This window comes from Actinomadura sp. J1-007, from assembly GCF_009793335.1.
GTDB lineage: Bacteria > Actinomycetota > Actinomycetes > Streptosporangiales > Streptosporangiaceae > Spirillospora > Spirillospora yumaensis.
Genome location: NZ_WING01000003.1, coordinates 331,173 through 355,110 on the forward strand (window position 1 = coordinate 331,173; position 23,938 = coordinate 355,110).

At 75.2% G+C, this 23,938-nt stretch carries 22 protein-coding genes and 1 pseudogene; 10 read left to right on the forward strand and 13 right to left on the reverse strand.

From position 1 onward, the window contains the following. The first annotated feature begins 37 nt into the window (after positions 1-37). Positions 38-1,105 (forward strand): Rv2578c family radical SAM protein, encoded by a 1,068-nt coding sequence (locus GEV43_RS42910; RefSeq protein ID WP_309240285.1) that lies wholly within the window; start codon positions 38-40, stop codon positions 1,103-1,105. 288 nt (positions 1,106-1,393) lie between these two features. Here GEV43_RS42910 and GEV43_RS42915 read toward each other — a convergent pair whose 3' ends face one another. The 6 genes from GEV43_RS42915 to GEV43_RS42940 form a co-directional block, all read right to left on the reverse strand. Beyond that, positions 1,394-2,041: a response regulator transcription factor gene (locus GEV43_RS42915; protein ID WP_160826403.1), complete on the reverse strand. Its 648-nt coding sequence runs from the start codon at positions 2,039-2,041 to the stop codon at positions 1,394-1,396. Next, on the reverse strand, positions 2,029-3,264 hold the full coding sequence (locus GEV43_RS42920; protein WP_160826404.1) for a sensor histidine kinase: 1,236 nt from the start codon (positions 3,262-3,264) through the stop codon (positions 2,029-2,031). Before GEV43_RS42920 ends, GEV43_RS42915 begins: the two co-directional genes overlap by 13 nt. Before the next feature lie 17 nt (positions 3,265-3,281). Continuing rightward, complete coding sequence (locus tag GEV43_RS42925) at positions 3,282-4,832, reverse strand: ABC transporter permease (RefSeq protein ID WP_241684595.1); 1,551 nt, start codon at positions 4,830-4,832, stop codon at positions 3,282-3,284. After that, a complete protein-coding gene (locus GEV43_RS52715; protein ID WP_241684719.1) occupies positions 4,769-5,794 on the reverse strand; it encodes an ABC transporter permease in 1,026 nt (341 codons plus the stop codon). Before GEV43_RS52715 ends, GEV43_RS42925 begins: the two co-directional genes overlap by 64 nt. After that, positions 5,791-6,519 (reverse strand): ABC transporter ATP-binding protein, encoded by a 729-nt coding sequence (locus tag GEV43_RS42935; RefSeq protein ID WP_160826407.1) that lies wholly within the window; start codon positions 6,517-6,519, stop codon positions 5,791-5,793. Before GEV43_RS42935 ends, GEV43_RS52715 begins: the two co-directional genes overlap by 4 nt. A gap of 126 nt (positions 6,520-6,645) precedes the next feature. Continuing rightward, positions 6,646-7,629 (reverse strand): SDR family NAD(P)-dependent oxidoreductase, encoded by a 984-nt coding sequence (locus tag GEV43_RS42940; RefSeq protein ID WP_241684484.1) that lies wholly within the window; start codon positions 7,627-7,629, stop codon positions 6,646-6,648. A gap of 101 nt (positions 7,630-7,730) precedes the next feature. Between GEV43_RS42940 and GEV43_RS42945 the strand changes: the two genes are divergently transcribed. From GEV43_RS42945 to GEV43_RS42955, 3 genes are all read left to right on the forward strand, one after another. After that, entirely contained in the window at positions 7,731-8,342 is a 612-nt protein-coding gene (locus GEV43_RS42945) for a TetR family transcriptional regulator (RefSeq protein WP_175251206.1), read from the forward strand. Positions 8,343-8,390: 48 nt separating this feature from the next. Then, the gene (locus GEV43_RS42950; protein WP_206681679.1) at positions 8,391-9,194 is read left to right on the forward strand and encodes an inositol monophosphatase family protein; all 804 of its coding nucleotides are present in this window, start codon (positions 8,391-8,393) and stop codon (positions 9,192-9,194) included. 72 nt (positions 9,195-9,266) lie between these two features. After that, on the forward strand, positions 9,267-10,049 hold the full coding sequence (locus GEV43_RS42955; RefSeq protein ID WP_160826408.1) for a phytanoyl-CoA dioxygenase family protein: 783 nt from the start codon (positions 9,267-9,269) through the stop codon (positions 10,047-10,049). Here GEV43_RS42955 and GEV43_RS42960 read toward each other — a convergent pair. Beyond that, on the reverse strand, positions 10,027-10,890 hold the full coding sequence (locus GEV43_RS42960; protein WP_160826409.1) for an NAD(P)H-dependent oxidoreductase: 864 nt from the start codon (positions 10,888-10,890) through the stop codon (positions 10,027-10,029). The two genes, GEV43_RS42955 and GEV43_RS42960, sit on opposite strands and share 23 nt — an antisense overlap. 71 nt (positions 10,891-10,961) lie before the next feature. Here GEV43_RS42960 and GEV43_RS42965 point away from each other — a divergent pair, with 71 nt between their 5' ends. Beyond that, on the forward strand, positions 10,962-11,996 hold the full coding sequence (locus GEV43_RS42965) for a GlxA family transcriptional regulator (protein ID WP_206681680.1): 1,035 nt from the start codon (positions 10,962-10,964) through the stop codon (positions 11,994-11,996). A gap of 38 nt (positions 11,997-12,034) precedes the next feature. On the opposite strand, the gene GEV43_RS42970 is transcribed toward GEV43_RS42965, so the two are convergent. After that, a complete protein-coding gene (locus GEV43_RS42970; protein ID WP_160826411.1) occupies positions 12,035-13,060 on the reverse strand; it encodes a S1C family serine protease in 1,026 nt (341 codons plus the stop codon). 23 nt (positions 13,061-13,083) lie between these two features. After that, entirely contained in the window at positions 13,084-14,109 is a 1,026-nt protein-coding gene (locus GEV43_RS42975; protein ID WP_175251207.1) for a helix-turn-helix domain-containing protein, read from the reverse strand. Between the two features lie 52 nt (positions 14,110-14,161). Between GEV43_RS42975 and GEV43_RS42980 the strand changes: the two genes are divergently transcribed. Continuing rightward, positions 14,162-14,653: a cupin domain-containing protein gene (locus GEV43_RS42980; RefSeq protein WP_160826412.1), complete on the forward strand. Its 492-nt coding sequence runs from the start codon at positions 14,162-14,164 to the stop codon at positions 14,651-14,653. A gap of 42 nt (positions 14,654-14,695) precedes the next feature. Here the strand turns inward: GEV43_RS42980 and GEV43_RS42985 are convergent, their stop codons facing one another. Beyond that, positions 14,696-15,991: a M48 family metallopeptidase gene (locus tag GEV43_RS42985; protein WP_160826413.1), complete on the reverse strand. Its 1,296-nt coding sequence runs from the start codon at positions 15,989-15,991 to the stop codon at positions 14,696-14,698. A 69-nt stretch (positions 15,992-16,060) separates the two neighbouring features. Further along, on the reverse strand, positions 16,061-17,125 hold the full coding sequence (locus tag GEV43_RS42990; protein ID WP_160826414.1) for an aminotransferase class V-fold PLP-dependent enzyme: 1,065 nt from the start codon (positions 17,123-17,125) through the stop codon (positions 16,061-16,063). A gap of 84 nt (positions 17,126-17,209) precedes the next feature. Between GEV43_RS42990 and GEV43_RS42995 the strand changes: the two genes are divergently transcribed. After that, on the forward strand, positions 17,210-18,127 hold the full coding sequence (locus GEV43_RS42995) for a LysR family transcriptional regulator (protein ID WP_160826415.1): 918 nt from the start codon (positions 17,210-17,212) through the stop codon (positions 18,125-18,127). Positions 18,128-18,165: 38 nt separating this feature from the next. Further along, complete coding sequence (locus GEV43_RS43000) at positions 18,166-18,945, forward strand: alpha/beta fold hydrolase (protein ID WP_160826416.1); 780 nt, start codon at positions 18,166-18,168, stop codon at positions 18,943-18,945. Here the strand turns inward: GEV43_RS43000 and GEV43_RS43005 are convergent. Continuing rightward, positions 18,858-20,488 (reverse strand): annotated as a pseudogene (locus tag GEV43_RS43005) (alkaline phosphatase PhoX). The gene GEV43_RS43000 and the pseudogene GEV43_RS43005 overlap by 88 nt on opposite strands. A 29-nt stretch (positions 20,489-20,517) precedes the next feature. Then, a complete protein-coding gene (locus GEV43_RS43010) occupies positions 20,518-21,504 on the reverse strand; it encodes a YafY family protein (protein ID WP_309240286.1) in 987 nt (328 codons plus the stop codon). A 62-nt stretch (positions 21,505-21,566) separates the two neighbouring features. On the opposite strand from GEV43_RS43010, the gene GEV43_RS55665 reads away from it, so the two are divergent. Next, positions 21,567-22,949 (forward strand): hypothetical protein, encoded by a 1,383-nt coding sequence (locus GEV43_RS55665; protein ID WP_309240287.1) that lies wholly within the window; start codon positions 21,567-21,569, stop codon positions 22,947-22,949. Then, positions 22,838-23,902 carry an ATP-binding cassette domain-containing protein gene (locus GEV43_RS55670; RefSeq protein WP_309240288.1) on the forward strand — a complete coding sequence of 355 codons (1,065 nt, stop codon included), beginning with the start codon at positions 22,838-22,840 and terminating at the stop codon, positions 23,900-23,902. Before GEV43_RS55665 ends, GEV43_RS55670 begins: the two co-directional genes overlap by 112 nt. Positions 23,903-23,938: the final 36 nt, after the last annotated feature.

Consider the following 23,938-nt stretch of genomic DNA (forward strand, 5'->3'; position numbering starts at 1 on the left):
TCGTGCAGACGTTCGAACGATCGGGGGTGGGCGGGACGTGCGCTGGGATCATCTGAGACTCGACGGCGGCGCGCCGGGCGGGGCGCTGCCCCTGATCGAGCGCGGTGCGGTGGAGCGTACGTTCGACACGCCGGAGTTCCGCGGGATGACGTTCTACGAGGTGCGCGCGAAGTCCATCATCAACAAGGTCCCGGCCGCCTCGCACGTCCCGTTCACGTGGACGGTCAACCCCTACCGGGGGTGCACGCACGCGTGCCTCTACTGCTTCGCGCGCAAGACGCACGAGTACCTGGAGATGGATTCCGGCGCCGACTTCGACTCGCGGATCGTGGTGAAGGTCAACGCGGGCGAGCTGGTCCGGCGGGAGCTGGCCGCGCCGCGATGGCGCGGCGAGCCCGTGGCGATGGGCACGAACGTCGACTGCTACCAGCGGGCCGAGGGCCGCTACCGGCTGATGCCGGAGATCCTGGGGGCCCTGCGCGACGCGTCCAACCCGTTCTCGATCCTGACCAAGGGGTCGCTGATCCTGCGCGACCTGCCGTTGCTGATGGACGCGGCGGAACGGGCCGACGTGAGCACGGCGGTGTCGGTCGGGTCGACCGATCCGGACCTGTGGCGGCTGGTGGAGCCGGGCACGCCCGCGCCGCGCAAACGGCTGGAGGTGTGCGCGCGGCTCAACGAGGCGGGGGTGCGGTGCTCGGTGCTGATGGGCCCCGTTCTGCCGTACCTGACCGACTCCCCGCGACAGTTGGAGGAGGTGGTGCGCCAGGCGGCGCAGGCGGGAGCGACGTCGATCGGGGCAATCCCGTTGCATCTGCGGCCCGGGGCGCGAGAGTGGTTCCTGGCGTGGCTGCGCGAGCACCGTCCTGAGCTGGTGGAGCCGTACGCGAGGCTGTACGGGGGCCGCGCGTACGCACCGAAGTGGTACCAGGAGCGGATCACGGGGCGCGTCCGCGAACTGGCCGCCGAGTACGGCATCGGCCGCGGCCCCCGGCGGGGCATCGAGCCACGCCGCCCCCCGGCCCGTACGAGCCCAGGCGCGTCCCCGGGTGCGGGTGCGGGGGCGGGTGTGGGCGTGGGGGCTGAGCAGCTCACCCTGCTCTGACGGCATCGGCCGCGGGCCCCGGCGGGGCGCGCCGAGCCGCGCCGAACCCCGGCCCGTACGAGCCCAGGCGCGTCCGCAGATGCGGGGGCAGGTGTGGGGGCTGAGCAGCTCAGCCTGCTCTGACGGCATCGCTTCGATGCTCTCCGGCTCCGGCCAGGTTCGTTCCCGATGCCGATGGCCGTGCGCCGAACGTGATGGCCGTGCGCCGATGGCAAGCGAGGGGCGGCGGCAAGTGAGGGGTGACGGCAAGCGAGGGGCGGCGGGGCGGGGCGCTGGGCGGTTTTGGGTTCAGCGGTGGCGCAGGTAGGTCATGACGGCCAGGACGCGGCGGTGGTCGGCTTCGGAGTCGGGCAGCCGCAGTTTGGCGAAGATGGCGGTCACGTGCTTCTCCACGGCGCGGGTCCCGATGCCGAGTTCGGCGCGGATCGCGGCGTTGCTGCGGCCCTCGGCCATCAGCGCCAGGACCTCGCGCTCGCGCGGCGACAGCGCGCTGAGCGGGCCGCCCTGGCGCCGCCGGTTGAGCAGCTGCGCGACGACCTGCGGGTCCAGCCGGGTTCCGCCCGCGGCGACGGCCCGTACCGCCTCCAGGAACTCCTCCACGTACGCCACCCGGTCCTTGATCAGGTACCCGATGCCGCGCGCGTCGCCCGCGACGAGGTTGACGGCGTGGTGCTCCTCCACGTACTGGGACAGGACGAGGATCGCGGTCGCGGGCAGTTCGGCCCGGATCCGGACCGCCGCGCGCAGGCCCTCGTCGGTGTGGGACGGCGGCATCCGGACGTCCACCAGCGCGAGGTCGGGCCGCGTCGCGCGCACGGCTTCCAGCAGCGCCTCGCCGTCGCCGACGGACGCGGCGACCTCGATGCCGTCGCCCGCGAGCATCCGCTCCAGGCCGGTGCGCAGCAGCACCGAGTCCTCGGCGATCACGACCCGCACGGCAGCTCCGCCCGGACGACCGTGGGCCCGCCTTCGGGGCTGTCCACGGTGAAGGACCCCGCGAGTGCCGCGACGCGGTCGCGCAGCCCGGCCAGTCCCGTGCCGTCGCCGGCCCGCGCGCCGCCTCGTCCGTCGTCGCGCACCTCCGCGACGAGCACGCCCCGCGCGCATCCGACCGTCACCCGCGCGCCGGTCGCGCCCGAGTGCCGCGCGACGTTGGCGAGCGCCTCGCTGACCACGAAGTACGCGACGGTCTCGGCCTCGGGCGGTGGACGGTGCGGGCAGTCCACCCGCACGTCCACCGGTACGGGGCACCGCCCGGCGAGCGCGGACATCGCCGCGTCCAGGCCCTGCTCGGCGAGGATCGCCGGATGCAGGCCGCGGGCGAGCGTGCGGATCTCCTCCAGCGTCCGGACGGCCTGGTCGCGGGCGCCGGCGACCAGCCGCCTGGCCTCCGGCGCGTCGTCGCCCATCGCGCGCAGTGCCATGCCGAGGTCCAGCGCGAGGCCAGCCAGGTGCTGCTGCGCGCCGTCGTGCAGGTCCCGTTCGAGGCGCCGCCGTTCGGCCGCCGCGATCCGCAGCGTCGCGGCGCGCCGTCCGCGTTCGGCGTCCAGCGCGGTCCGCAGCCGCCGCGCCCGCGAACCTGCCGTCGGGCGCAGAAGGCTCTCGGCGAGCCGCCGGTGCGCCCGTCCCAACGGCCCGACCGTGTACGCGACCGCGACCAGCAGGGCGGCCCCCGCCAGCGCGTACGGCAGCGAGGACAGTTCGTCCACCGTGAACAGCCGCCGCCCGTTGAACCTGGCGGTCACGTCTCCCTCGGTCAGGACGGCACGTACCGGCAGTCCCGCCAGGGTCAGCCCGACCGCAACGGGTGCGAGCAGGAGGGCCTCGGCTCCCGCCACGGGCAGCCGCAGCAGCAGGAACAGCAGGTCCCGCCAGGTGGCGGGGTCGGTCAGGAGCGTGCTGGCCTGCGCCCGTAGGCCGTCCGGCCACGGCCGGTAGGGCACCGCGATCTCGGCTCCGAGCAGGTGCCGGGCGAGCGCGCGCTCCAGCCGGCCGCCGAGCCGCAGGGCCACGGCGGTCAGCGCGAGGAACACCACGCCGATCCACAGCGGGGCGAGCAGGACGCCGGCGAGCACGCCGCAGGTCAGCGTCCCCCACCACAGCGCGCCGAGTGGACCGCCCAGCAGCAGGTACGCCGCCGCCCGCGCCCAGTCCCGCATCCGCCCATTGTGTCCGATCACGTCCTCTGGGAGGCCGCGAGCGGGTCCGCGCGCAATGCCAGGCGGGCGGGGACGACCGCCGACAGCACGCCGATCGCGACGCAGCCGGCGACCAGCGCCGCCGCCTGGCCGACCGGGAGGACCGGCAGGAACGGGCCGCCCAGCGCGAACGAGGCCGCCCCGATCGACAGCCACGTGATGGCCCCGCCGAGGACCAGCGCCAGGGCCGTCACGATGAGGCTCTCCGCCCGTACCGCCCGGGAGACCTGGCGGGGCGTCGCGCCGCACAGCCGCAGCAGCGCGAACTCCCCGGTGCGCCGCGCCGCCGCCATCGCCAGCGTGTTGATCGCCGACACGGCCGCGAACAGCACGATCAGCCCGAGCACCAGGTAGCCGAACGCCGCCGCGGCAGGATCGCCCCGGCCGAGCCCGCGCAGGTAGGCGGCGCGGTCGGACGTCCGCAGCCCGGGATAGTCCTCGGCGAGCGCCGCGAGTCCCGCCCGCGCCCGAGCGCCGTCGCCGGACGTCCGCACGTGAATCTCGGCGTCCATCGGGCTCACCCTCGCGAGCACCGTCCTCGGCACGATTGCGCCGGCCCACCCGCCGTTGCGCGGCGTGACGGCGACCAGCGGAGCGGTGTACGTCGTGCCGTCCGCGAGCCACAGCGTCGCGGGACGGCCGACCCGCCAGCCGAACAGGCTCGCCTGCGCGGCGGGCGCGATGATCCAGTCGCCGCGCAGCCGTTCCGCCGAGCCGTCCGCCGGCCGCAGCCGCAGCACCGTCCCGAACGCTTCGGGATCGACGCCCACGGCGGACGCCGACTGTAGCGACGTTCCCTGCCCCGCCAGCACGGTGCTGCGCTTCAGCGCGAACGCGGCCCGCACCCCGGGCGTCGCCGCCGCGCGGGCCGCCGCGTCCGGTGGTAGCCCGCCCTCGGCGCGGACCACCACGTCGGACGTCACGCGGTCCGCCGCGTCCCGCCGGTCGGCGCGCGCGCCCGCCGCGCCCGCTCCCATCAGCGCGCCCGACACCGCCGCGACCATGACGATCGGCGTGACCGCCGACGCGAGCCGGCGCGGCGCGGTCCGGATCGCCGCGACCGCGAGCATTCCCTCCGCCGAACGGACCTGCAGCGGCGCCGTCACCGGGCGCGCCGCGAGCGGCGCGAGCAGCGCGCAGGCGAGCATGAGCGCGAGCGTCAGCAGGAAACCCTGCTCGGCGCCGCGGTCACCGCCGGTCACCAGCGAGGCGACCAGCAGTGCCGCCGCTCCGGCGAGCGCTACCAGCCCCGCCGCGAGCCGCCGCCGAGTGAGGCCGCGTCCCTCCAGTGTCGCCTCGCGCATCGCCTCGGCCGGGTGCACCCGCGCGGCCCGCGAGGCCGTCGCCCACACCGCCGCCTGCGTCAGCACCACCAGGAACGCGACCGTCCCGGCGAAGGCCGCCGGGTCCGGCCGAACGTGGAAGCCGTCCTCGTACACGCCCGCGCGGACGAGCGCGCGGCCGATCACGGCGGCCAGGGCCGTCCCCGCCAGCGCGCCCGGAACACCGCCCGCGAGCGAGACGGCCAGGGCCTCCTTGGCGACCGTCCGCCGGACCTGCCTCGGCGTCGCCCCACCGCGCGCAGCAGCCCGAACTCGCGGCGGCGCTGCGCGAGCGCGAGGTTGAACGTCCCGGCCACGCCCAGCGCCGCGACGAGCCCCGCGAGGCCGGCGGGCAGGACGAAGCCGGCCGTCGAGTACTCGGCCGCCACGCCCGGCGCCTCCGCCCGCGCCGCGTCGCGCGGCGGCAGGACCCGCAGGCCGGTGCCCTTCAGCGCGTCGCGGAGCCGCTGGATCCCGGGCCCCTTCAGCACGCCGACCGCGTCGGCGCCCGGCCCGCCGAACGCGGCGTCGAAGTACACAGCCTCCTGCCCGTCCGGCTCGGGCGTCACCGTCCCGGCGACCGCGTACCAGCGCGCCGGCCCGTCCGGAGTCTGCACGCGGACGCGGCCGCCCTCCGCGACACCGGCCCGCCGCGCCAGCCCCGCGCCCAGCACCACCTGCCCCGGGCCCGGCGGCCGCCCCCTCAACCGGGACGGCGTGAGCCTGGAACTCGGCCAAGGATGACCGTAGGAGGGAGCGCCCGCCGGGCCGTGCCGTCCGAACACCTGCGCGGGCACCGAACGGTCGGCGACCGCGACCACGCCCGGCACCGCCATGACCTTCGCGACCTGCGCGGCGTCCATCCGCGGGCGCTGCGGCGGCCGCGCCCGTCCGGGCCGGGAGCCGGGCGCGGCCGGACTGGTCACCGTCGCGTCCCGCTGCACCATCGCCACCGCGCCCGCCAGACGCGGCGCGTCCGGCCTCAGGTAGCGGCCCGCCCCGGCGAGCGAGGCGAACGCGCCGACCAGCACCCCGGCCAGCACCACCACGACCAGGGAGCCGACCGTCCCCGGCCTCCTCAGCCACCGCCCGACCGCCCCGCGCCCGAACGTCGCGCCTCGCGCCGGGGCGTCGTCTGCCGAGCCGGGTTCCGCCGGGCCGCGCCTCATCGGGCCTCCTCCAGGTGCGCCATCCGGTGCGCGACCCCCGCGGCGTCCGGCCGCTCCATCGCGTCGACGAACCGTCCGTCCACCAGGAACAGCGCCCGGTCGGCGTACGACGCGGCCACCGGATCGTGCGTCACCATGATCACCGCGGCTCCGCCCGCCGACTCGCGGAGCAGCCGCAGCACGCCGTGGCCGCTGCGGGTGTCGAGATTGCCGGTCGGCTCGTCGGCGAAGACCACGCGCGGCCGGGTGACCAGGGCCCGCGCCACCGCGGCGCGCTGCTGCTGCCCGCCCGACAGCTCGGCGGGCCGGTGCCCGGCGCGCCCGCCCAGCCCGACCCGTTCGATCAGGTCCCTCGCCGCCGCCTCACCGCCCCTGACCCCGGCCAGCCGAAGCGGCAGCGTCACGTTCTGCCAGACCGTCAGGGACGGCACGAGGTTGAACGCCTGGAACACGAACCCGACCCGCTCGCGCCGCACTTTCGTCAGCGCCGGCTCGCGCAGGGCTCCGACGTCGACGCCGCCCAGCAGCACGCCGCCCGAACTCGGACGGTCCAAGCCCGCCGCGCACTGGAGGAACGTGCTCTTCCCCGACCCGGACGGCCCCATCACCGCCGTGAACGTGCCCATGGCGAAGTCCATGCTGAGGCCCCGCAGCGCGTCCACCGCCCCCGGCCCGTCGCCGTACCGCTTGGACACGCCCACCAGCCGAACCACCGGCTCCGACATCCGAACCCCCTCCAGCTCACCAGGGAGTTCATCCTCGTCACCGACCTCCCGCCCCGTAATGCGGGCAACCCGTGCATCCGGGGTTCGGCTGCCCGCACCCCGCCGCGCCCGGGCCGGCCGTACCGGTCAGGAGGGGGTCAGGCCGCTGAGTCGTTGGCACAGGTCCCAGACGGCGGCGCGGTTGCCGGGGTCGAGGACGCTCTCGGGCCAAGGCGCGCGCTGGAGCCTGGTGGTGAAGTAGGCGCCGGTGACGTCGCGCAAGGCCGGTTCGGAGGCCAGGTAGACGCTGGTCCGGGCCGCTTTGGAGAGGTCGTTCATCAGGCGCGGGCCGAGCAGGTGGAGCAGGGGAACGAGGGGACGGTAGGCGTAGGGGAAGGCCCTGAATCCCAAGGAGCGGTTGCCGGGAGTGTAGGCGTGCCCGGGATAGGCCACGTTGACAGTGACACCGGCACTCTCCGCGCAAGCGCCCGCAGCGGCGTTGACGTTGGCCCGTTCGGTCGCGGCGAGGTGGTCGGCCAGGTCGTAGGTCAGGGCCAGGACGGCTGTCTTGGCGTGGTTGTACTGCGAGAACGTCCAGCCGAGGAAGCGTTTCTCGGCCTGGAGGCCGGCGGGGTCGATGGGGCCGCCGGGGATGCCTCCGGTGAGGTTGACGACGCGCGCGGCGGGGGCGGCGCGGAGGAGCGGGAGCAGCAGGCAGGTCAGGGTGTACGGGGCGAGGACGTTGACGGCGAAGGTGCGTTCGACTCCGTCGGATGTGAGGGTCCGGGACGCCGCCATGCCGCCTGCGTTGTTGACGAGGACATCGAGCCTGCCGTGCCGTTCGGCGAGCCGGCGGGCGAGGTCGCGCAGGCCGGACTGGAGGGCGAGGTCGGCGGTGATGGCTTCGGCCCGTCCGCCGACGGAGGTGATCCGGCGGACGGCGTCGGCGGCGCGGTCGGGATCGCGGCCGGTGAGGATCACGTGCGCGCCCAGGGCGGCGAGGGTTCGCGCGGTCTCGTTGCCGATGCCGGACGTGCTGCCGGTCACCAGGACGGTCTTGCCCTGCATGGACGGTGCGGACGTGGATGACGGCTCGTTCGCGGGAGTGGGCGGGTTGTCGTCGGCGCGCATAGGAGTCCCCCTGCGGGTGTGGTCGGGGCGGTGCGGACGGCACCAGGCTATGACACCGAGTGCCAAGTTAGGCATCAGGGGCATAAATGTAGTGTCGGTGCATGACTCAAGGGGATGGCACGGGCACGCGCGGGGGCGGGTCGGGGCTGCGGGAGCGGACGCGTCGGGCCGTGCGCACGGAGCTGGCGGAGCTTGCGGTGGGGATGTTCGCCGAACGGGGGTTCGAGGAGACGACCGTCGAGGACATCGCCGCCGCGGCGGGGCTGTCCAAACGCAGCTTCTTCCGCTACTTCCCGTCCAAGGAGGACGTGGTGTTCGGCGACGTGGAGGAGGTGGCGGCCGGGATCGCCGAGGCCGTACGGGCCCGTCCGGCCGGGGAGCCCGCGTGGACGTGCCTGCGCGTCGTTCTGCGGGAGTGGGAGGGGCGCATCCACGCCTCCCAGCGGGAGCTGGCGGGGCTGCGGCTGATCGAGTCGACGCCCGCGCTGCGGGCGCGGCTGCACGCCAAGCGCGACGAGATGCGGACGTCGATCGCGGCCGCGCTGCGGGAACGCCCGGGTGCGGATCTCGACGCGTTCACCGCGGACCTGCTGACCGCGGCGGCGGGCGCGGCGCTGGACGCGGCGTCCCGGGAGTGGCTGCGTGCCGGTGGCACGGCGGACCGTGCGGCGCTGCTGGACCGCGCGTTCGCCGTGCTGTCTCCGCGCGTGTAGCGGACGGTACGGGCGTTCGGGGCCGCAGGGGTTTGGTTTACTCCCTGGGTGGACGCTTCTCTGGACGGCATCGAGGCGGTGCCGGATCTGATGGTCAGGGCGGGGGAACTGGCGCTTCGCTGGTTCCGGGCCGATCCGGCGCGGCTGGGCGAGCTCGACAAGGGCGGCCCGGGCGGGTACGACCCGGTGACGGAGGCCGATCGCGCCGTCGAGGGGCTGCTCCGTTCGGAACTGGCCGCGATGTTCCCCGACGACCGGATCGTCGGGGAGGAGGCGGGCACGAGCGGTCCGGGGACGAGCGGGCGGACGTGGCTGATCGACCCGATCGACGGGACCAAGGCGTTCGTCAGCGGGGTCCCGATGTGGGGCGTGCTGCTCGGGCTCTCGGTGGACGGCGAGCCGGTGGCGGGTTGGTTGCGGCAGCCGTACCTGCGCGAGACGTTCGGCGCGGTCGGCGGCGACGGGACGTTCGAGGGGCCGGGCGGGCGCGTCCCCTTGCGGGCGCGGCGGACCGGAGCGCTGGGCGACGCGGTCATGTACAGCACGCATCCCTCGATGTTCGCGGCGGACGGTGAGCGGGCGGCGTTCGAGAGGCTGGCGGGCGCGGTGCGGCTGCAACGGTTCGGAGGCGACTGCTACTCCTACGGGCTGCTGGCGCTCGGGCACATCGACCTGGTGGTCGAGGCGAGCCTTGAGCCGTACGACGTCGGAGCGCTGATCCCGATCGTGCGCGCGGCGGGCGGTGTGATCACGGGCCCGGACGGCTCGACCCCGTCCGGAGGCGGCTTCGTGATCGCCGCCGCGACCCCGTCCCTGCACGCCGAGGCCATGGCCCTGGTCGCCGCCCCCTGACCGCTCCCCCACCGCGGGGACGGCCCGGATATTGGTTGGCGGGGGTGCGGCGCGGGCGGCCATCCTGTGATCATGTTCGATGACGTGCGGGTGGACGCCTTCGTCGAGGACGGGTTCGTCCGGGTCGAGGGCGCGTTCCCCCGGGAGCTCGCGGACGAGTGCCGCGCGATCATCTGGCGTGACCTGGGCGCTGATCCCGGAGACGCGGCCACCTGGCCGCGGCCGGTGGCGGCGCGGCCCGACTGCGCGCAGGCGCCGTTCGTGGCCGCGGCCAACACGCCGCGGCTGCGCGCGGCGTTCGACGTACTGGTGGGGAAGGGACGCTGGACGCCGCGCACGAGCCTCGGCGGCTTCGTGATCCGCTTTCCCGGTGACGAACCGGCCGTGGTCGACGGATGGCACGTCGATGTGAGCTTTCCCGGCGAGGGCTCCGTGCCCGGCGACTACATGACCTGGCGGGCGAACGCCGTGTCCAGGGACCGCGCGCTGCTGATGTTCTTCCTGCTCTCCGACGTGGGGGAACGCGACGCCCCCACCCGCCTGCGCGCCGGCTCCCACCTGGACGTGGCGCGGGTCCTCGAACCCGAGGGCGACGACGGCCTGGACGCCAGGGAACTGGCCCGGCGCGCGGAGGCAGCCACCGCGCACCGTCCGACGGCTCTCGCCACGGGCCGCGCCGGCGACGTGTACCTGTGCCACCCGTTCCTGGTGCACGCCGGGCAGCCGCACCACGGGACGGTGCCGCGCTTCCTGGGCCAGCCGAAGCTCAGCCCGTCCGAGCCGCTCCGGACCGACCGCGCGGACGGGGCCTACTCGCCGGTCGAGACGGCGATCAGGCGCGGCCTCGGGAGGTGACCGGCCGCGCGGGGACGCGCGCCGGTCCGGCGGGGCGGTCGTGGCGGTGGATGGTGAGGCCGGTGCCGCCCGGGGCCAGGCCGGGGCGCAGGGTGAGGTCGGAGCCGTAGTCGCCGCCGCGTTCGCTGCGGTACGGGATCGGCTCGGCGGTGGAGAGGGTACGGAGCCGTTCGCGCAGTTCGGCACTGGCGTCGGTGTAGCCGTCGGCGTCGAGGCGGTCGGCGCCGGGGACGACCAGCGGCGGCAGGACGTCCATGCCGGTGTACCAGAGGGTGCCGTGCAGGAGGGGGAACAGGACCTCCTCGGCGTCGCCGTGGATGCCGCGCGGACCGAAGCCGGTGGGGCGGGCGCCGACGGTGGTGATGGCCAGGGCGCGCTTCCCGGCGAGGCCGCCGTCGCCGTAGCGGCGGGGACGGCCCTCGCCGTCGGTGAGGCCGAACGCGAAGCCCTGGACGAGGACGCGGTCGAACCAGCCCTTGAGGATGGCGGGCGGCCCGTGCCACCACAGCGGGAACTGGAGGACGACGGTGTCGGCCCAGGCGAGCTTGCGCTGCTCGGCGAGGATGTCGTCGCTGAGGCGTCCGGTGGCGTGGGCGCGTTCGGAGGCGTCGCCGACGCGGAGGCGGCCGGCCGGGTCGCGGGCGAAGTCCGCGGCGGTGACGACGGGGTTCCAGCCCATGGCGTAGAGGTCGGACTCCTGTACGTCGTGGCCGAGTTCCTTGAGGGTGTGCAGGCCCTCGTCGCGCAGCGAGGCGTTGAGGGAGCGGGGCTCGGGATGCGCGAAGAGCCAGAGGACCTTGCGCCGAGGGGCGGATGAGGAAACCGGGTGCGGTGCGTTCATGGTTCCGATCCTGCGAGGCGGGGCGTCCGGTCACCAGTGGCCCGTTGGCCATCATGTGTAAGAATCGGGCCATGAGCGCTGACGCGACGCGGCGGCCCGCCGGGGCGGAACGGCCCGCTGGGCGGCATCGGGTGGCGGTGCTGGTGCGGCCCGGGGTGCTGCCGCTGGAGCTGGGGCTCGTTCACCAGCTGTTCGGGGCTGCGGTGTCGGCGGGCGGCGAACGGCTGTACGAGGTGGTGTCGTGCGCACCGAAGCCCGGCCTGGTCCGTACGGACGCCGATTTCGAGGTGTCGGTGGAACGGGGGCTGGAGACGCTGGAGGACGCCGACACAGTGATCGTCCCCGCGTCGCACGACGAGGACGAGGACTGCGCCCCGGACGCGTTGGCGGTGCGGACCCTGCGCGAGCTGCGCCGGGACGGGCGCGCGACGCGGATCGCGTCGATCTGCACCGGGGCGTTCGTGCTGGCCGCGGCGGGCCTGCTGGAGGGGCGGCGGGCGACGACGCACTGGCTGTCGGCGGAACGGTTCCGGGAGCGGTTCGCGGGCGTGGACCTCGATCCGGACGTCCTGTACGCCGACGAGGGCGACGTGCTGACCTCCGCCGGGGAGGCCGCGGGGATCGACCTGTGCCTGCACATGATCCGCCGCGACCACGGCGCGGGCGTCGCCAACGACGTGGCGAGGCGGACGGTGGTTCCGCCGCACCGCGAGGGCGGCCAGGCGCAGTTCATCGCGCGGCCGGTGCCGGAGCCGGGGGTCTCCTCGACGGGGGCGGCGCGGGCGTGGGCGCTGGAGCATCTGGACCGTCCGCTGTCGCTGCGGGAGCTGGCGGCGCGCGAGTCGATGAGCGTGCGGACGTTCACCCGGCGGTTCCGGGAGGAGGCGGGGATGTCGACGGCGCGGTGGCTGGCCGAGCAGCGGATCGAGCGCGCCCGGCAGTTGCTGGAGGAGACCGACCTGCCGGTGGACCGGGTGGCCGAACGCGCGGGCTTCGGAACGGGCACGTCGCTGCGGCAGCATCTGCACGCGGCCCTCGGTGTCTCCCCCAGCGCCTACCGCGCGACGTTCCGCGGCGTCCGCTCCGGCCGCGACGATTCCGCATGAGCGCCGTGGTGGACGCCGGGGCGCGCGGGATCGCGGCGTCAGGCGTGCTCGGAGTCCAGTTCGGTGGGTTCGGCGATGACGTCGACCATGGCGCCGTTGCGCAGGACGGTGATGGCCAGCGGGCGTCCGATGGCGTCCGCGAACATCAGGCGTTGCAGGCTCTGAGCCTGGTCGACCGGGGCCCCGGCTGCGGTGAGGACCAGGTCGCCGCGGCGCAGGCCGGCGCGGGCGGCGGGGCTGTCGGGGACGACCTCGGCGACGCGCAGCGCGTCGTTCTGGCCGAGGCGTTCGCGCAGCTGGGCGGGGACGGGCACGGGCGCGGCGACCAGGCCGAGGAACGCGCGGCGCACGCGGCCGTCGCGCATCAGGGCGGCGATGATGCGGCGCGTGGTGGCGTTGATCGGGACGGCGAGGCCGAGGCCGATGCCGGCGACGGCGGTGTTGACGCCGACGACGCGTCCGGCGGAGTCGGCGAGGGCGCCGCCGGAGTTGCCGGGGTTGAGGGCGGCGTCGGTCTGGATGACGTCCTCGATGACGCGTACGGCGTTGCCGCTGCGGGTGGGCAGCGAGCGGCCGAGGGCGCTGACGACGCCGGCGGTGACCGACCCGGCGAGGCCGAGCGGGTTGCCGACGGCGACGACGAGCTGGCCGACGACCAGGGCGTCGCTGTCGCCGAGGGACGCGGGGCCGGGTGTGGGGCCGTCCGCGCGGACGACGGCGAGGTCGGAGAGCGGGTCGGTGCCCGCGACGGTGAACGAGGTGGTGGTGCCGTCGGCGAACGCGGCCTGGCCGCCGCGGGCGGATCCGACGACGTGGGCGTTGGTGAGCAGGAACCCGTCGCCGGTGAACACGACGGCCGAGCCGCCGCCCTCGCGGCCCCGGTGGCGGACGCGCAGGGCGGCGACGCGGGGTGTGAGCTCGCGGGCGACGGCGGAGACCGCCTGGGAGTAGGCGTCCAGCGGCGGCTGCCCGGCCGCGCGGTCGGCGGACCGCTCGGGCTGGGCGGGCCGTTCGGGCTGGGCGGGGTGGTCAGGGTGGGTGGGGTCGTGTGGTTGGGGGCTCATCGCACCTCCCGATGATTACATCGTTACACGGCAACATCCGTGGGTGAAGGGCTGTTCCCGCGGGGGCGCCGCGATCGCACGGCGGCGGGCGCGGGGCCGAAGCGGGCCCGGTAGGCGGACGGGGTGAGGCCGGTCCGCCGTACGAGCTGGGCGCGCAGGTTGGCGGCGGTGCCGAGGCCGGCGGCGCGGGCGACGGCGTCCATGCGGGTCTCGCCGCGTTCGATGAGGCGGCAGGCGAGCGCGACGCGTTCGGCGGTGAGCCAGGCGAGCGGCGTGGTGCCGGTCTCGGCCTGGAACCGGCGGTGCAGGGTCGCGGGGCTGACGGCGGCGCGGGCGGCGAGGTCGGCGACGGCCAGCGGGCGGTGCAGGCGGCGGCGGGCCCAGTCCAGCACGGGCGCGAGGGAGGTGTCGGGGACGGCGGGCACGGGCCGTTCGACGAACTGGCGCTGGCCGCCGTCGCGGTGCGCGGCGAACACCAGGCGCCGCGCGACGGCGTTGGCCGTCTCGGCGCCGTGGTCGCGGCGGATCAGGTGCAGGCCGAGGTCGAGCGCGGCGGCGCTGCCCGCGGCGGTGAGGACGTCGCCGTCGTCGACGAACAGCACGTCGGGCTCCAGGCGCACGCCCGGGTGCGCGGCGGCGAGTTCGTCCGCCCAGCGCCAGTGGGTGGTGGCGCGGCGGCCGTCCAGGACGCCCGCGGCGGCGAGGGTGAACGCGCCGGTGCAGAAGCTGACGAGGCGCGCGCCGCGGTCCGCGGCCCGGCGGACCGCGTCCAGCACGGCGGGCGCGGGCGGGGTCAGCGGGTCGGGCCGGTTCGGGACGATGAGGGTGTCGGCGCCGTCGGCGGCGGAGAGGTCGCCCGCGCCGGTGAGGGTGAAGAACCCGTGGTGCATGCGGACGGCGGGCGCGGCGGAGCAGAGCGCGAAGTCGTACCAGGGGCGGTCCAGCTCGGGGCGGCGCAGCCCGAACAGCTCGGTCGCGACGCCCATCTCGAACGGGTTGGAGCCCTCATCGACGATCATCACCACGCGGTGCGAGGATCCTTGCGGCATATGCGATTCCTATCACTGTCGGGCGGAACCCGCAGTTGGGAAGGATGGGGGCATGAGCGAACGACATGATCAGGACAGCGGCGCGCGGCCGGGCGGGGACGCCTCGTCCGGAACGGCGCGCCCGGCCGTTCCGGTGGCGCTGGCCGAGGCGCTGGGCACGTTCGAGCAGCTCTGGAGCCCCCGGATCGTGACCCGGGTGAACGACTACGACGTGCGGGTCGCGAAGGTGGCCGGCGAGCACGTGTGGCACGCCCACGACGGCACCGACGAGTTCTTCCTCGTTCTGGAGGGCGAGCTGGAGATCGCCCTGCGCGACGGGAACGGGAACGGCGGCGAGAACGGCGGCGGGGAGCGGACGGTGACGTTGCCGAAGGGGTCGGTGTTCGTCGTGCCGCGCGGGGTCGAGCACCGGCCGTCGTCGCGGGACGGGGCGTCGATCCTGATGTTCGAGCCGTCGGGTACGTCGTCGGTGGGCGACCGGCACGAGGCGGTGCCGGGCCACGTGGACGCCACAACCGGGCACGACCTCACCGGCGCACGCTGACGCGGGCCCGGTCTGACGCGGGCCCGGTCTGAGGCGGGACGGCTACGTTCCGGCCGTTCGGCGGAGGTCGGCGGCCAGGCAGGCGGCGGCGCGCCGGTACTCGGCCGACAGCTCCCGCTCGATCGCGTCCCAACGCGCGGGCTCGACGCGTACCGCCGGCTCCTCGAACGGCAGGCAGGCGACGAACGCGTGCCGCAGGTGGGTCGGCGGGTGGGAGTCGTCCACGCGGGCCCGTTGCCGTTCGGCGATGCGCCGCCTGCGCTCGCGCTCGCCGACCGGCAGCGCCGCGACCGCGTCGCGGAGGTGCTCCCACAGGTCGCCGCGTTCGCGGGAGAAGGCGTGCCGCCGGGCCGCCGTCTCGCAGGTGTCGCCGGCGACCACGAGCGCGTCGAGCATCCGGGCGGTCTCGGCGGCGGACGCGACCCGCGCCGCGCGCTCGTCGGCGAGGTACTCGGCCCGCTGCGCGGCGCGCAGCGTCAGCAGCAGCAGCGCCCGGCGCAGGACGCCGAACACGCCGCGTCCCGCCGAGCGGGCCGCGGCGGCGACGCCGGAGGCGAGCAGCGTGACCGCCCGTACGAGCGAGCCGGCCGGGCCCGCGGGCCCGCGCCGGTCCCGGTCCCTGGGACGGCAGGCGTGGTGCAGGCGGGCGAGCGTGTCCAGCGCCGTGCAGGTGGCCACCGTGTGGCGGGGGTCGCCGTTCGCGCCGTGGCCGAGCTCGTGGGCGAGCAGCGCGACCCGCTGCGGGCCCGGCAGGACGCTCCACAGCCGCAGGCCGATCACGAGGACCGGCGTGCGGCGCGCCCCGACGACCGCGTACCCGGCGTGGAAACCGGTGGAGAAGACGACGTGGCGGACGGGCGGCGCGCCGGCCTCCCGCGCGATCCGTTCCAGCAGGCCCAGCAGTTCGGGGGCGTCGTCCGCCGTCAGCGCGCCCGCCGGGACGCGTCCCAGCCGGGGCCGCAGCGGGACCAGGCTCAGCAGCAGGAGCGCCGCGAAGACCGCCGTGACCGCGTTGGGGACGAACGCGACCAGCACGATCCCGCCGACCGCCGGAACCACCGACAGGACGTGCACGCCGACGGCGAACGCGCAGGCGGCGGTTCGGGCGAGGTCGCGGCCGGCCGGGCGCGAGGCCGGCTCCGCGCCGGAGGCGGCGACCTCCTCGTACATCCGGGTGACGGTGCGGGCCGCCGCGCGGTCGGAGCGCCCGGCGGGCGGCGGGGCCTCGGCGGGGCCGCCCAAACCCCATTCGCACCGGGTGCACCAGGTCACGAAGCCGGGGTCGTCCTCGACGGATCCGCCGCAGTCGGGGCAGCTCTGCCGAACGGTCGCTTTCACCGCGTCCCTCCCTAGGCCCATGGGCGAGAGCCGTCATCCCGTACAGGACGCGCGGGAGGGGCGTGAGGGTTACGAGGCGACGACGGAAACGTGCGGGGCGAGGAGATCCAGCGCCCTGTCGACGTCCTCCTCGGTCGTCGTCAGATGGAACGCGCAACGCAGGCGGCCGGCGCGGACCGCGGCGACGACGCCGCCCGCCCGCAGCCGTTCGGCGGTCCCGTCCGGGACGGGGACCGACACGATCGCCGAGTCCCCCGTGGGCAGGCCGAGCCCGGCCTGGAACCGGCGGGCGAGCGCGACGTTGTGGGCGTGGACGGCGGGCACGCCGACGCGTTCGAGCAGGTCCAGCGCGGGCGCGTGCCCGGCCCACGCCTGCCAGGCGGGCGACAGGTCCAGGCGGCGGGCGTCGGACGCCAGCCGCAGCGGGGCTCCGTAGATCGAGTCCCAGACGTCGGCGCCGGCGTACCAGCCGGCGCCGATCGCGGGCAGCCCGGCCAGGGCCTCGTCGGTACCGGCGAGGAAGCAGGTGCCGCGCGGCCCCAGCAGCCACTTGTAGCCGCCCGCGACGATGAGGTCGACGCGGTCGGCGGGCAGCGGCAGCCAGCCCGCCGCCTGCGTCGCGTCCAGCAGCAGCCGCGCGCGCTGGGCGCGGGACGCCTCGATCAGGTCGTCCATCGGGGCGATCCGCCCGTCGGCCGACTGGACGGCCGACACCGCGACCAGGTCCACGTCGTCCCGGACGGCGCCCGCGATCCGTTCCAGCGGGACGGACCGCACCTCCAGCCCGGGCCTCGCGAGGAACGGGAACAGCAGCGAGGTGAAGTCGCCGTCGGCGGTGAGGACGGTGGCCCCCTCGGGCAGCGACGCGGCCACCAGCCCGACGAAGTACGACACCTGCGCGCCGACCGCGACCCGTTCGGCGGGCAGGCCGAGCAGGCGGGCGAACGCGGCGCGGGAACGGGCGACCGCCTCGTCCATCGCGCCGATGGCGAGCAGGCCGGAGGCCCGGTCGCGTTCGGCCGCGAGCATCGCCTCGTGCGCCGCCCGCGGCGGCAGCCCGTAGGACGCGGTGTTGAGGTAGGCGACGTCGTGGGCGAACTCGCGCCGCGCCTCCTCGATCGGAAGACTGCTCATGGTCCGATGGTCGGCCACCCACCGCCCATAGCACAAAGTACAGATGTCTTCAGAACCCATAAATTCCGTTGATACCTTGTGGGGATGCTGGATCTGCAACGGGGACGCGTCCTGCGGGAGGTCGCGCGGCTCGGGTCGATGACGGCCGCCGCGAAGGCCCTCGCCTACACCCAGCCCGCCGTGTCCCACCACATCGCGCGGCTGGAGGCCGAGGCGGGCACGCCGCTGGTGATCAGGCACGGGCGGGGCGTGCGGCTGACCGAGGCGGGCCGGATCCTGGTGGAGCACGTCGAGGACGTCCTCGCGCGGATGGCCGACGCCGAGGAGCGCATCGCCGCCGTGGCCGGGCTGCGCGCCGGACGGGTCCGGATCGCGATGTTCCCGACGGCGACGGCCGCGCTGCTGCCCGACGCGCTGGCCGCCCTGCGCGACCGCGCCCCGGACGTGAGCGTGACGCTGGTCGAGGCCGAGCCGCCGCGCGCGGTCGCGGCGCTGCGGGCGGGCGAGGCCGACCTCGCCGTGGTGTTCGCCCATCCCGGCGTCCCGTCCGACGCCGACTCCCGCTTCCGGGAGATCCCGCTGGGCGTGGACCCGATCCGGCTCGGCGTACCCGAGGACCATCCCCTGGCGGGCGCGGAGAAGGCGGCGCTGGCCGACCTGGCGGACGAGACGTGGGCGTCGGGCTGCGAGCGCTGCCGCGACCACCTGGTGTGGGCGTGCGCGCGGGCCGGGTTCGAGCCGCGCGTCGCGTTCGCGACCGACGACCACATCGCGGTGCAGCGGCTCGTCGCGCGCGGCGTCGCGGTCACGGCGCTGCCGGGCCTGGCGTTCGCCCTGCACCGTGAGCCGGGCGTCGCGCTGCCGCCCGCGCCCGAGCTGGAGGAACGGCGCGTCGCGGCGCTCGTCCCGGCGGGTCCGCGCCCGCCCGCCGTCTCCGCCCTGCTGGACGAGCTGGTCGCGGTGGCCCGCGCTTACGATCGATCCCCCGCTTATGATCACTAGGGTCCCCCGCCTCCGGCCGAGCAGGAAGGACCCCGTCCATGCCCTCGATCGCCGCCGGCGACGCCACCGTCCACTACGAGGCCGACGGGAGCGGCACGGGCCTGGTGCTCGTGCACGGCACCCAGGGCAGCGGCGCGACCAATTGGGGGCACCTGGTCGAACGGTTCGCGGGCGACCGCACGGTGATCCGGCCCGACTACAGCGGCAGCGGCCGGACCGCCGACCCGGGCGGGCCGCTGACCGTCGAGACGCTCGCCGGGCAGGTGGCCGCCGCGGCCCGCGACGCCGTCGAGGGCCCGGTGGACGTCGTCGGGTTCTCGCTCGGCGCGGTCGTCGCCGCGGCCGCCGCGGCGCTGCACCCCGGCCTCGTGCGGCGGCTGGTGCTGGTCGCGGGCTGGCCGCACACCGGCGACGCCCGCCAGCGCCTGATGTTCGAGCTGTGGAGCGACCTGGCGCGCGCCGACTTCGGGCTGTTCAACCGGATGGCGATGCTGACCGGGTTCAGCCCCGGCTTCCTGGAGGCGCTCGGCGGCCGGGCCATCGACGCGGCCCTCGCCGTCTCCGCGCCCGAGCCGGGCATGGACCGGCAGATCGACCTGGACCTGCGCGTCGACATCCGCGGCCTGCTGCCCGCGATCACCGCGCCGACGCTGGTCGTCGGCCTCGCCCAGGACCAGATCGTGCCGCCGTCGGGCCCGGTCGCGCTGCACGAGGGCATCGCCGGCAGCCGCTACGTCGAGATCGACAGCGGCCACCTGGTGCTGCACGAGCGGCCGGACGAGCTGGTCGAGACCGTCCGCGCCTTCGTCCTCGACTGACGCGGCGCTCCCCCGCGGCCCGCCTCAGGTGCGGTGCCAGGGCCGGTGACCGCGAACGTCGTGCCGGGCTCGTACACGTTGACGAACATCGTGCGGCCGTCCGGCGCGAACGTCACGCCCGCGAACTCGCCCCACTCCGGGTCGGAACCGGTGCCGATGTTCTGCCGGTTGCGCGCCATCGGGTAGACCTCGCGCCGCCGCGTCACGCCGAACACGTGCTGCGCGCCCGCGCCGTCCTCGCACACCATCAGCCCGCCGCGCGGGCGAGGCAGATGTTGTCGGGCGACTCGCCCGGCTTGCCCACGTCGGTGGACGGGCCGAACACGATGACGAGGGCGAGCCGGCGGGCGCGCGGCTCGTACGACCAGACCTGCCCGAAGTGGTCGGCCCGCGAGCCCTCCTTGGTACGGGCGTAGCTGGAGACGAAGTACACGCGGTCGCCGCCCCAGTAGCAGCCCTCCAGCTTCTGCGCGTGCGTGATGCCGCGCGCGCCGAAGTCCTGGAACCGGATCGGCGTACGGCGCGCCAGGGGGTCGGGGACCTTCGCCCACTCGACGCGTTCGAACACCGTGCCCGGCTCCCGCACGGCCGACAGGTCCGGGACGTCCGGGACGCGCAGCGCCTCCAGCCGTCCGCCCGCGCGCAGGCTCCCGGCCCCGCCCATCGGCCGCTTCGGCAGGAACCGGTAGAACAGCCCGAACGGCTTGTCGAACGCGTCCTCGGTCTCGTACACCGTGCCGTCGCGCGGGTCGACCGCGATCGCCTCGTGCTGGAAGCGGCCCATCGCGGTGAGCGGCTCGGGGACGGTCCGGTCCCGCCGGTACGGGTCGACCTCGAAGATGAAGCCGTGGTCCTTGGTGTAGCCGTTCGTGCCGGCCAGGTCCTCGGTCTCCTCGCAGGTCAGCCATGTCCGCCACGGGGTCGGGCCGCCCGCGCAGTTGACGGCCGTCCCGGCGATCGCGACGCGTTCGGAGCGCAGCCGCCCGCCGGAGACCTCCAGCGCCGTGCACCCGCCGAGGCCCTCGGGGTCGTACGTCACGTCCTGGATCGCGGGCACGCGGTGTTCGGCGTCGCGCCGGTTCTCGTGGTTGCGGACCAGGTGGACCGAGCCGTGCCGGCCTGGGAACGCGGCCATGCCGTCGCAGTGGCTCGGGACGGGGCCCTCGCCCGAGCGCAGCGGCTCGCCCTCGCGCGACAGCACGGTGTAGCGGAACCCGTGCGGAAGGTCGAGGATCCCGGCCGGGTCCTCGACGAGCGGCCCGTACCCGGCCCGCCCGGCGCCGGCCGCCGCGCCCGCGTCGCCGAGCCCGGCGGGCCCGTCGGCCCGGGCCACGGCGCCGTCGCCCGCGAACAGCTCGTCGACCGCGCCGGAGAACGCGATGCCCGCGCCCACCGCGCCGGTGCCGGCGAGGATCTGACGTCGTGTGACAGACCTGGCTGACCTGGTGGACATGGCCCTCTCCCGTCGCCGTCCGTTCCGATCACTGATCCGTGTGTAACACACGTCACAGAGGTTGGGAACATGCCGGGCGGAGCACGCCATTGCGGACGGACGGACGGCCGGCCGTACGGTCAGGTGGCCTGGTCCCCGCCTTCCGGCGGCCCGGCGGCGCGGACGAGCTTGCGGGCGAGGTCGCGCAGGACGTCGCGCAGCTCGGGCGGTTCGCGGACCTCGAACTCCAGGTCCAGGAACGCGATCCGCATCGCCAGCCATTCGAGGGAGTCGGCCACGGTGCGCAGCGTGCAGGTGTGCTCGTCGATCGGCTCGACCTCGGTCCCGGTCACCCGGAACCGGTCGGTCAGCCGTTCGGCGGAGGCGTGCACCGTCAGCACTGCCTGGAGCTGCGGGCGCGCGGCGCCGAGCGAGCGCGTCACGTAGGCGGCGGCGTTCTCGGCGGGCAGCTCGCGGACCGCGAACCGCACACCGGTCAGCCGCGGCGCGTCCATCCGGTCGACGCGGAACGTGCGCCAGTCCTCGCGGTCGGCGTCCCAGGCGACCAGGTACCAGCGGCGCCCGGCCGAGACGAGGCCGTACGGCTCGATCAGGCGGCCGGTCTCGGTGTCGTCCTTGGCGCGGTAGGAGAAGCGCAGCCGCTCGCGGTCGCGGACGGCCGAGGCGAGGACGGTCAGGGTCTCGGGGTCCACGGTCGGCCCGGCGGCCGGCGCGCTCAACGGCATGGTGGCGGTGTGCAGGGCGTTCACGCGGCGGCGGAGCCGGTCGGGGAGCACCTGTTCGAGCTTGGCGAGGGCGCGCACGGAGGTCTCCTCGATGCCCTCGACCGCTCCCCCGGCCGCGCCGCGCAGCCCGATCGCGATCGCGACGGCCTCCTCGTCGTCCAGCAGCAGCGGCGGCATCGCGGTGCCCGCCTCCAGGCTGTAGCCGCCGACCGAGCCGAGCGTGGCGTGCACGGGGTAGCCGAGGTCGCGCAGCCGCTCGATGTCGCGGCGGACGGTGCGGGCGCTGACCCCGAGCCGTTCGCACAGCTCGGGGCCGGTCCACTCGCGGCGGGTCTGGAGGATCGACAGGAGCTGGAGCAGCCGGGCTGAGGTGTCGGTCACGCCCCCAGTATGCCCCGCCAATGAGGTCATAACCTGGCCTCATTGATATCTAGCGTGGGCGCATGACCGAGCACGAGGAGAGCATTCTGATCGCCGGCGCCCGGGAGAACAACCTCAAGGACGTCTCCCTGCGCATCCCGAAGAACCGGATCGTGGTGTTCACCGGGGTGTCCGGCTCCGGCAAGTCGTCGATCGTGTTCGACACGGTGGCGGTCGAGTCGCAGCGGCAGCTCAACGAGACGTTCACCTGGTTCATCCGCAACCGGCTGCCCAAGTACGAGCGCCCGAGCGCGGACGCGATCGAGAACCTCGCCCCGGCGGTCGTGGTCGACCAGCGGCCGATCGGCGGCAACTCGCGCTCCACGGTCGGCACGATGACCGACATCTACTCGGTGATGCGGGTGCTGTTCTCGCGGTACGGGACGCCGAGCGCGGGCGAGTCGTCCGTCTACTCGTTCAACGACCCGCAGGGCATGTGCACCGAGTGCGACGGGATCGGCCGCGTCGTACGGCTCGACCTGGACAAGCTCCTCGACACGTCCAAGTCGCTCAACGAGGGGGCGATACGGTTCCCGCCGTTCGGGGTGGGGACGGGGCAGTGGCAGATCTACGCCCAGTCGGGCCTGTTCGACCCCGACAAGCCGCTGCGCGACTTCTCCAAGGACGACTGGGATCTGCTGCTGTACGGCAAGGGGTTCCGCGTGCCGCGCCGCAGCCAGAACGGCTCGACGGGCACCAACACCTACGAGGGCATCGTCGAACGGTTCGACCGGCTCTACATCAAGCGGGACATGAGCGGCCTGACCGAGCGCAACCGGGAGGTCGCGCGGGGCGTGACCAGCGAGGCGGTATGCCCGGTGTGCGGCGGGGCGAGGCTGAACGGGGCCGCGCTCGCGTCGAGGATCGGCGGGCGCAACATCGCCGAGCTGTGCCGGATGGAGATCGGCGACCTGATCGGCGTGCTGGAGGAGATCGACGACCCGGTGGCGACGCCGATCGCCGCGTCGGCGGTGACGCGGCTGCGGCGGCTGGAGGCGATCGGGCTCGGCTACCTCAGCCTGGACCGCGAGACGCGGACGGTGTCGGGCGGCGAGGCGCAGCGGCTCAAGGTCGTCCGGCACCTCGGCTCCAGCCTGACCGGGATGACCTACATCTTCGACGAGCCGAGCGTCGGCATGCACCCGCGCGACGTGGACCGGCTGAACGCGCTGCTCGTCCAGCTCCGCGACAAGGGCAACACGGTGCTGGTCGTCGAGCACGACCCGGACGTGATCGCGGTCGCCGACCACGTGATCGACATGGGCCGGGCGCGGGGTCGCGCGGCGGCGAGGTGGTGTTCGCCGGAACCGTGGCCGGGCTGCGCGCCGCCGACACCCCGACGGGCCGGTGCCTGCGCCGCGCGCCGCGGGTCAAGGAGGCGTTCCGCGAGCCGCAGGGGTGGCTGACGGTCAAGGACGCCGACGCGCACAACCTCAAGAACGTCACCGCGAGCTTCCCGCTCGGCGTGCTGACCGCCGTCACCGGCGTCGCGGGGTCGGGCAAGAGCACGCTGGTCATGGGCGAGTTCGCGGCGGCGCACGAGGAGGCGGTGGTGGTGGACCAGTCCGCGATCGGGGCGTCGCGGCGTTCCAGCCCGGCCACGTTCATCGGGATCATGGACCCGGTCCGGCGGCTGTTCGCGCGGGCGAACGGCGTGGACATGGGGCTGTTCAGCTTCAACTCCAAGGGCGCGTGCCCCGCGTGCGAGGGCAACGGCGTGATCTTCACCGATCTGGCGTTCATGGACCCGGTGACCACCACGTGCGAGGCGTGCGGCGGCGGCCGCTACCGGCCCGAGGTGCTCGCGCACACGCTGCGGGGCCGTTCGATCGTGGACGTGCTGGCGATGACCGCCGAGGAGGCGCTGGCGTTCTTCGACGGGTCCGGCGAGCGCGGCGAGCGGACGATCGCGACGCGGCTGCGCGCCCTGAACGACGTGGGCCTGACCTACCTCGGGCTCGGCCGCCCGGTCAGCTCGCTGTCGGGCGGCGAGCGGCAGCGCCTCAAGCTGGCGAACGAGCTGCACCGCACCGGGCGGGTGTACGTGCTGGACGAGCCGACGACGGGCCTGCACATGGCCGACGTGGACGTGCTGCTCGCCCTGCTGGACCGGCTGGTGGACGCGGGCAACAGCGTGATCGTGATCGAGCACGACCTGGACGTGGTGCGGCACGCGGACTGGGTCGTGGACCTCGGGCCGGACGGCGGCAAGCACGGCGGCGAGATCGTGTTCACCGGCACGCCGGCCGAGCTGCTGGAGGCGTCCGGCTCGATCACCGGCGCGTTCCTGCGCGCGGACGACGCCCGCGCCGCCGCTCGCCCGGCCGCTCCCGCCGCCGCCACAAACGCGGCGGGCTGATCTTGTAGGGCGCGCTCATGGCCGCCGGGCCGCGCC

Excerpts from the sequence above, each read along its gene's own strand:
- GEV43_RS42920 (WP_160826404.1), bottom strand. The coding sequence starts at position 3,264 with ATGCGGGACTGGGCGCGGGCGGCGGCGTACCTGCTGCTGGGCGGTCCA.
- GEV43_RS52715 (WP_241684719.1), bottom strand. The coding sequence starts at position 5,794 with ATGAGGCGCGGCCCGGCGGAACCCGGCTCGGCAGACGACGCCCCGGCG.
- GEV43_RS42935 (WP_160826407.1), bottom strand. The coding sequence starts at position 6,519 with ATGTCGGAGCCGGTGGTTCGGCTGGTGGGCGTGTCCAAGCGGTACGGC.
- GEV43_RS42940 (WP_241684484.1), bottom strand. The coding sequence starts at position 7,629 with ATGCGCGCCGACGACAACCCGCCCACTCCCGCGAACGAGCCGTCATCC.
- GEV43_RS42945 (WP_175251206.1), top strand. The coding sequence starts at position 7,731 with ATGACTCAAGGGGATGGCACGGGCACGCGCGGGGGCGGGTCGGGGCTG.
- GEV43_RS42955 (WP_160826408.1), top strand. The coding sequence starts at position 9,267 with ATGTTCGATGACGTGCGGGTGGACGCCTTCGTCGAGGACGGGTTCGTC.
- GEV43_RS42960 (WP_160826409.1), bottom strand. The coding sequence starts at position 10,890 with ATGAACGCACCGCACCCGGTTTCCTCATCCGCCCCTCGGCGCAAGGTC.
- GEV43_RS42965 (WP_206681680.1), top strand. The coding sequence starts at position 10,962 with ATGAGCGCTGACGCGACGCGGCGGCCCGCCGGGGCGGAACGGCCCGCT.
- GEV43_RS42970 (WP_160826411.1), bottom strand. The coding sequence starts at position 13,060 with ATGAGCCCCCAACCACACGACCCCACCCACCCTGACCACCCCGCCCAG.
- GEV43_RS42975 (WP_175251207.1), bottom strand. The coding sequence starts at position 14,109 with ATGCCGCAAGGATCCTCGCACCGCGTGGTGATGATCGTCGATGAGGGC.
- GEV43_RS42980 (WP_160826412.1), top strand. The coding sequence starts at position 14,162 with ATGAGCGAACGACATGATCAGGACAGCGGCGCGCGGCCGGGCGGGGAC.
- GEV43_RS42990 (WP_160826414.1), bottom strand. The coding sequence starts at position 17,125 with ATGAGCAGTCTTCCGATCGAGGAGGCGCGGCGCGAGTTCGCCCACGAC.
- GEV43_RS42995 (WP_160826415.1), top strand. The coding sequence starts at position 17,210 with ATGCTGGATCTGCAACGGGGACGCGTCCTGCGGGAGGTCGCGCGGCTC.
- GEV43_RS43000 (WP_160826416.1), top strand. The coding sequence starts at position 18,166 with ATGCCCTCGATCGCCGCCGGCGACGCCACCGTCCACTACGAGGCCGAC.
- GEV43_RS55665 (WP_309240287.1), top strand. The coding sequence starts at position 21,567 with ATGACCGAGCACGAGGAGAGCATTCTGATCGCCGGCGCCCGGGAGAAC.